6 protein-coding genes are annotated in these 6,001 nt (G+C 71.2%); 2 read left to right on the forward strand and 4 right to left on the reverse strand.

Features of this window, described 5'->3' with window-relative positions; translation table 11 throughout:
• Positions 1-986 (reverse strand): SGNH/GDSL hydrolase family protein (locus AZE13_RS33010; protein ID WP_066940420.1); only part of this gene is annotated, 986 nt, incomplete at its 3' end.
• 180 nt (positions 987-1,166) lie between these two features.
• On the opposite strand from AZE13_RS33010, the gene AZE13_RS39180 reads away from it, so the two are divergent.
• On the forward strand, positions 1,167-2,360 hold the full coding sequence (locus AZE13_RS39180) for a PucR family transcriptional regulator (protein ID WP_181690539.1): 1,194 nt from the start codon (positions 1,167-1,169) through the stop codon (positions 2,358-2,360).
• 69 nt (positions 2,361-2,429) lie between these two features.
• On the opposite strand, the gene AZE13_RS33020 is transcribed toward AZE13_RS39180, so the two are convergent.
• Positions 2,430-3,338 carry a phenylalanine 4-monooxygenase gene (locus AZE13_RS33020; RefSeq protein WP_258528175.1) on the reverse strand — a complete coding sequence of 303 codons (909 nt, stop codon included), beginning with the start codon at positions 3,336-3,338 and terminating at the stop codon, positions 2,430-2,432.
• Between the two features lie 364 nt (positions 3,339-3,702).
• Here AZE13_RS33020 and AZE13_RS33025 point away from each other — a divergent pair, with 364 nt between their 5' ends.
• Positions 3,703-4,770, forward strand: a complete 1,068-nt coding sequence (locus tag AZE13_RS33025) for a sugar ABC transporter substrate-binding protein (RefSeq protein WP_258528176.1) — start codon at positions 3,703-3,705, stop codon at positions 4,768-4,770.
• A 97-nt stretch (positions 4,771-4,867) separates the two neighbouring features.
• Here AZE13_RS33025 and AZE13_RS33030 read toward each other — a convergent pair whose 3' ends face one another.
• Both AZE13_RS33030 and AZE13_RS33035 read right to left on the reverse strand, forming a co-directional pair.
• Positions 4,868-5,347, reverse strand: coding sequence for an Lrp/AsnC family transcriptional regulator (locus AZE13_RS33030; protein ID WP_066940426.1), 480 nt, complete (start codon positions 5,345-5,347; stop codon positions 4,868-4,870).
• Positions 5,348-5,476: 129 nt separating this feature from the next.
• On the reverse strand, positions 5,477-6,001 hold a 525-nt coding region (locus AZE13_RS33035; RefSeq protein ID WP_258528177.1), incomplete at its 5' end, for a sensor histidine kinase.

Raw genomic sequence — 6,001 nt, forward strand, 5'->3', positions numbered from 1 at the left:
TGGCCGAGCGCCTTCAACACGGCATCGGCCATGACGCGTTCACCGGTGGCGTTGGGGTGCAGCGGTACCGCCGGTGAGCCCGGGAGGATGCCTTCGATCCAGGGGGACGAGGAGCAGCCGTCGTGGCCCTTCGTCGGGCCGAGGGTGTCGACGAAGGTGCCGCCCGCCGCGGTGGTGGCCTTGGCCACCTTGTCGTTGAGCTCACCGACGACGGAGCGCAGGAAGCGGAGATCACCGGTCGTGGCCGGCATCTTGCCGAAGCACTTCTTCGGGTCGTCGGGGAGCACCGCGGGGTAGCCGACGACCACCACCTTGGCCTTCGGCGCCTTCGCGGACACCTTGCGGAGGCCCTCGGTCAGCTTCGTGGCCGCGGTGTCGAGCCGCTTGCTGAGCGTGTCGCCGTAGAAGTCCTTGCACGGCGAGCCGAACGGGTTGGTCAGGGACAGCGCGGAGCACGCCACCACGACATCGACGAAGCCGAAGTCGGAGGTGCCGAGGTCGTTGCCGCCCATGGTGAGGGTGACCAGGGACGTGTCGGATGTGACGGCGTCGAGCTGGGGGCCGTTGACGACGATGCCGAGGTCGGTCTGGGGCTTGCTGAGCGCGCTCACCTTGGCGCCGGCGCAGGTCATGTCCGCGTACGAGGACGAGCCGAGGGCCTTGGCGACGAGGTGGCCGTAGTTGCGGTCGGAACGCAGGCACAGGCCGGCGGAGAGCCAGGGGATGCCGGCCCCGGCGGCGTAGGAGTCACCGAGCGCCACGTACTTCCCGGAGCCGGCCGGGGCCGGGGCCGAGGCGTGGGCGGAGGCGGGCACGGTGGTGACGGTGAGGGCGGAGGCCAGGAGCGCGGTACCGGCCAGCACGGACGTACGCTTCCCGGCGCGTGGGGCGCGGGCGGTGCGTCCGGCACGGACGGCAGGGGAGGCGCCGGCGGCACCGGCGGTACCAGCAGTGCTGGTGGTGCGCGTGGTCGTGGTTCTGGACATGAATCCCCTTGAGGAGGCAGCACGAAGGACGGAGATCGGATACCGGCCGGTAACGTCCTCGTATCGTGACGCCGTACCGCCGCACGAGCCATGTGCCCACGCACAGCACCACACCCGCCCCTGTTGTCCCCGGGCACAAATTCCTCTCCTGCGTGGCCGGTCCTTTGTAACCTGCGGTTCATGAGCCGCAGACTCGTCGCGCCCGCCGAAATCTCCCCCATAGCGGCGTCCTTGCTGACCCGCGCGGAGGTACTGGGCGCACGGATGGCCCGCCGTATACGTACCGAGGTGCCGTACTACGAGGACGAGGACCAGGTGCCGTTCGCGGAGCTGACCGACTCCTGCCGGCGCAACTGTGAACAGGTGCTCCGGCTGCTCGTCGACGGTGACAGCACCGCGCTGACCACGGCACAGGAGACCGGCCGCGAACGGGCCCGCGCGGGCACCCCGCTGGCCGAGCTGCTGCACGCCTACCGGGTCGGGTCCGAGGTCCTGTGGTCCGAGATCGCCGCCGAGGCCGCCCGTGCCGCGCAGCGCCTCACCGCCGACACGGTCATGGCCCTGGCCGGGTGGTGGGTGAACGGCGGCCTCGCGGCGTCGGCCAGCGACGCGTACCGCGAGGAGGCCGCCGAACTGGTGCTGCAGCGGGAGCGGGAACGGTCGGCCATGGTCGAGGCCCTGTTCACCGGCCTGCTCACCGACCGTACGACCCTCTGGGAGGCCGCCGATGTGCTCGGGCTGCCGACCGCCGGGCCGTACGTCGTGATCGCCGCCGAGGTGCCGGCCCCCGGCCGGGAGGCGCTGCCCGGTATCGAGGCCCGCCTCCGGTCCGACCAACTGCGCTCGGCCTGGCGCCTGTTGCCGGACCTCCAGGTGGGCGTGGTCGCCGTGCAGCGCCCGGGAGCCGAGGAAGCGGTGTTACGCGCCCTGGAGCGGGCGCACACCTCCCGGGTGGGCGTCAGCCCCTCGTACCGTGCCCTGCCGGAGACCCCCAGGGCTCTGCGGCTCGCCCGCCTGGCCCTCAGCGGGGTGCGCGGCCGGGACAAGGGCATCGCGCGCTTCGCCGACAGCCCGGCCGCGCTGCTGGTGGCGGCGGCCCCGGACGAGGCCGGACGGATCGCCCGGACCGTCTTCGAGCGCGTGCTGCGGCTGCCGGCCGCCGAGCGCGACCGGCTGCTGGAGACGCTGGAGTGCTGGTTCGCGGCGGCCGGCTCGGCGGCCGAAGCCGCGAGGATCCTGTACTGCCACCGCAACACGGTCCGCTACCGGCTGCACCGGCTGGAGGAGCTGACCGGGCGCTCCCTCCAGGATCCCCGCGCGGTCGCCGACCTCGCCGTGGCGCTGCACGCGCTGCGGCTGGCACCCGCGGAGTAGGGCGCTGCCGGCGGCGATCCGCCCGCAGCGCCCGGGGCCGTCCGGCGGGCCGGGGCGACGAGCCGCCGCTCACGCCCGGTCGCGGGAGAGGGCCGGCAGCCGCAGCCGGTTCGCGATGTCGTCGTCGAAGTCCGCGCAGAAGGAGCCGAGGGTGTCCTCCAGGTGCGCGAGCGAGCGGGCGGCGAACAGCACGGGCTGGTACCCGGAGATGCGGTACGGCGTGCTGGCCGCGTCACGGGGGTTCAGCTCGCGGACCTCGCGGCGGTCGTGGGCGCCGATCTCCCCGTAGGACGACAACAGCGCCGCACCGTAGGCCTTGGGCGCGCCGGACTCCATGACCAGGCCGTATTCGAGGGTGAACCAGTACACCCGGCTGAGCACGTCGAGGGCCTCTTCGGTGCGGACCTGGTTGGCGGTGTGACCGATGAGCCGGTACAGCGCCGCGAAGCGCGGGCACGACAGATGGATGCCGTGCCCGAACACATCGTGCAGGACGTCCGGTTCGGGTGTGTAGAGCGGGACGGCGGGGTGCCGGACGAACTGCACCGCGTGGAAGTAGCCGTGCTCCATCGACCCCAGGAACCGCTCGTTGGGCACCACTCCGCCGGCCAGTGTGAAGGCGAATCCCGTACGGTGCCGGAGCCCGGCGCTGACCTCCGCGTGCTGCGGGATCCGGTCGGCCGGAATGTCCGCGTCCGCACTGGCGTCGAGCACCGCGTGGCACGCATGGGCACGGTGTGCCGGACCGAGCGCCCGGTACACCGCCCGCCAGGTGCGGTGTTCCGCCTCCGTGTAGTCGACGGCCGCATAGGGGGTCCCGACGCGGTGTGTGTCGGCCGGTGCAGCCAGCGCGTCCCGGCGGCGCAGGTAGGCCGGGTCGCTGCGGCCCGGGTGCTGGGACGCCACGCCCAGCCGGCCCTCGGCGGTCACCGGCGTGTGCCGCCATGCCGAGCTCGCCGCGATTGCCGTGTTCGCCACGTCCGCCGGCGTGTTCCTCGCGCCCTTCGAGGTGTACGCGGAATTCATGTCGGTCCCTTACCCGGCCCTGCCCCGGGTGACCGCGCCGCCGACGCCCTGATCCGGCCGAGCGGCGCCGCGTCTCCCTCAAGTTTGACATGTCGGATTGAAGGGTGCATCCGGGTGATGAACGACATTGCGGAGGTAATGGGACCGTTCCGGATATCCGGTGGCGGGAACGCCGTTCAGCGGGCCAACTCACGGCTCACTTTCATATCGTTCTCGCTTCGATTCTTGACGCTGGTACGCGAGGTGACGTTCACTGCCGGAGTTCTGGGCCGGGTCAGGCGGCCCCATGGGAGGTACCGAAATAATGAATGCAATAATGCGGCGTGTTCTCACCGGTGCGGTGGCGCTTTCACTGGCGGCACCGTTGGCGGCCTGCGGGAAAGACGAACAGGACGCCGGCTCCGGCAAGGACACCATCGGCCTTCTCCTCCCGGAGAACAAAGCGGATCGTTACGAGAAGTTCGACCGCCGCATCGTTTCTTCGCGGATCGCGAAGCTGTGCCTGGAATGCACGGTGGATTACGGCAACGCCGAGCAGCAGGTCAGCACCCAGAAGAACCAGTTCGACGCGCTGGTGGCGAAGGGCGTCAAGGTCATCATCCTGGACCCGGTCGATGCGCAGGCGGCCAAGGACTGGGTGGACTCGGCCGCGAAGAAGGGTGTCCAGGTCGTCTCCTACGACCGGCTCGCCGAGGGCGATGTCGCGGCGTATGTCTCCTACGACAACGAGAAGATCGGCCGGCTCCAGGGCGAAGCCCTGCTCACCGCGCTCGGCCCCCGGGCGGGCAGCGCGAACGTCGTCATGCTGAACGGCTCACCGACCGACCCGAACGCGCCGTCCTACAAGAAGGGCGCCCACGCCGCTCTGGACGGCAAGGTGCGCAAGATCGTCTACGAGAAGGACATCCCCGACTGGTCCGCCGCCGAGGCGAAGAAGGAGATGTCCGACGCCATCAACTCCCTTGGCGCACAGGGATTTGATGCGGTCTACTCGGCCAACGACGGTATGGCCGACGGTATTGCCGACGCGCTCAAGGCGGGCGGCGTCAAGAATGTTCCGGTCGGCGGTCAGGACGCCGAACTCCCCGCACTCCAGCGCCTGATCTCCGGCACCCAGGCCTTCACTCTTTACAAGGAGGTCCGGCCGGAGGCGGAAACGGCGGCCGAAATCGCCTTCCGTCTGCTCCGCGGGCAGAGCATCAGCTCCCTCACCACGACCACGGCCGGCAACAAGACCAAGTCCGGTATCCCGGCACGGCTGTTCAAGGCGGAGGTCGTCACCAAGAAGAATATGAAGGACACCGTCGTCCGCGACGGCGTGGTCCGGACCGATCTGCTCTGCGCCGATCTCGCCGCCGAGTGCCAGGCCCTCGGACTGAGGTGATGTCCCGTCAGTGAGCCGGCGCCCGGCGGCCACCTCCGCGTACGGAAGCTCCGCGTACCGAAGCGGAGCGCGGCCGCCGGGCGCCGGGCCGCCCCGCTCACCGCTGTTTCGCGGCTCCGCCCACCGCCTCTATCAGCGGCAGCATCCGGTGCGGCACTCGCTCGCGCAGCGCCATCTCCGTGCGGGTACGGACCGCGCCCGGCAGGCTGATCAGCCGCTGGATCACATCCTCCAGATGCGCCGCGTCCCGTGCCACCACCCGGGCCAGCAGATCTCCGCCACCGGTCGTCGAGAACGCCTCGATGATCTCCGGCACCTCCGCCAGCGCCCCGGCCACCTCCTCCAGATACCCCTGGGTGACCTCGATGTGCACGAACGCCAGCAGCGGGTGACCGAGCGCGGCCGGCGAGAGCCGGGGTCCGTACGCGGTGATCACACCGTCCCGCTCCAGCCGGTCCAGCCGCGCCTGGACGGTGCCCCGGGCGACACCCAGAAGGCGTGCGTACTCCCGCACGCTGGTGCGCGGCTGCTCCAGCAGCAGCCGCAGGATCTTGGCGTCGAGGGCGTCCACCGGCATGCTCGTACGGGCTCCTCGTGGTCGGGGCTGTGGTCGGCGAATCTCCCTTCGACGGTACCAATGGCCCAGTGATCACGTCGTGACGGCGGCCGGTGGCCGGTGGCCGGTGGCCAGGGGCATCGCCCACCGTCAGGAGGTGACCGCGGCCGGGAGGTCGGGGCAGGCCGGCCGGTGACCGGTGGCGGTGGGGACGGTCAGGACCATGGTCATTCCGCCGCCGGGGGTGTCCTCGGCGTCGAGGGTGCCGCCGATGGCCTCGGCGAAGCCGCGGGCGACCGCCAGGCCGAGGCCGACTCCCGCGCCGCGTGGGGCGTCGCCGTAGCGCTGGAAGGGCGCGAAGATGCGGTCCTTGGCGTCGTCGGGGACGCCGGGGCCGCGGTCGGCCACCCGGATTTCGACGCGGTCGGCGAGTGCGCTGGCGGACACCAGCACGGGCCGGCTGTCGGGGCTGTACTTCACCGCGTTCTCCACGATGTTGGCCACCGCGCGCTCCAGCAGCCCCGGGTCGACGGCGACCATGGGAAGGACCTCGGGGATGTCGAGCACGACGCTGTCCTCGGGGACGCCGCCGAGCGCCATCGGCACCACCTCGTCGAGATCGATCTCGCGGATCAGGGGGGTGACGGTGCCGGTCTGGAGCCGGGACATGTCCAG

The sequence above is a fragment of the Streptomyces sp. NBRC 110611 genome (genome assembly GCF_001590865.1).
In the GTDB taxonomy this organism is placed as follows: Bacteria; Actinomycetota; Actinomycetes; order Streptomycetales; family Streptomycetaceae; genus Streptomyces.

Bases quoted from the DNA above. Each gene is read 5' to 3' on its own strand.
- AZE13_RS39180 (WP_181690539.1), top strand. From the start codon at position 1,167: ATGAGCCGCAGACTCGTCGCGCCCGCCGAAATCTCCCCCATAGCGGCG.
- AZE13_RS33025 (WP_258528176.1), top strand. From the start codon at position 3,703: ATGCGGCGTGTTCTCACCGGTGCGGTGGCGCTTTCACTGGCGGCACCG.
- AZE13_RS33030 (WP_066940426.1), bottom strand. From the start codon at position 5,347: ATGCCGGTGGACGCCCTCGACGCCAAGATCCTGCGGCTGCTGCTGGAG.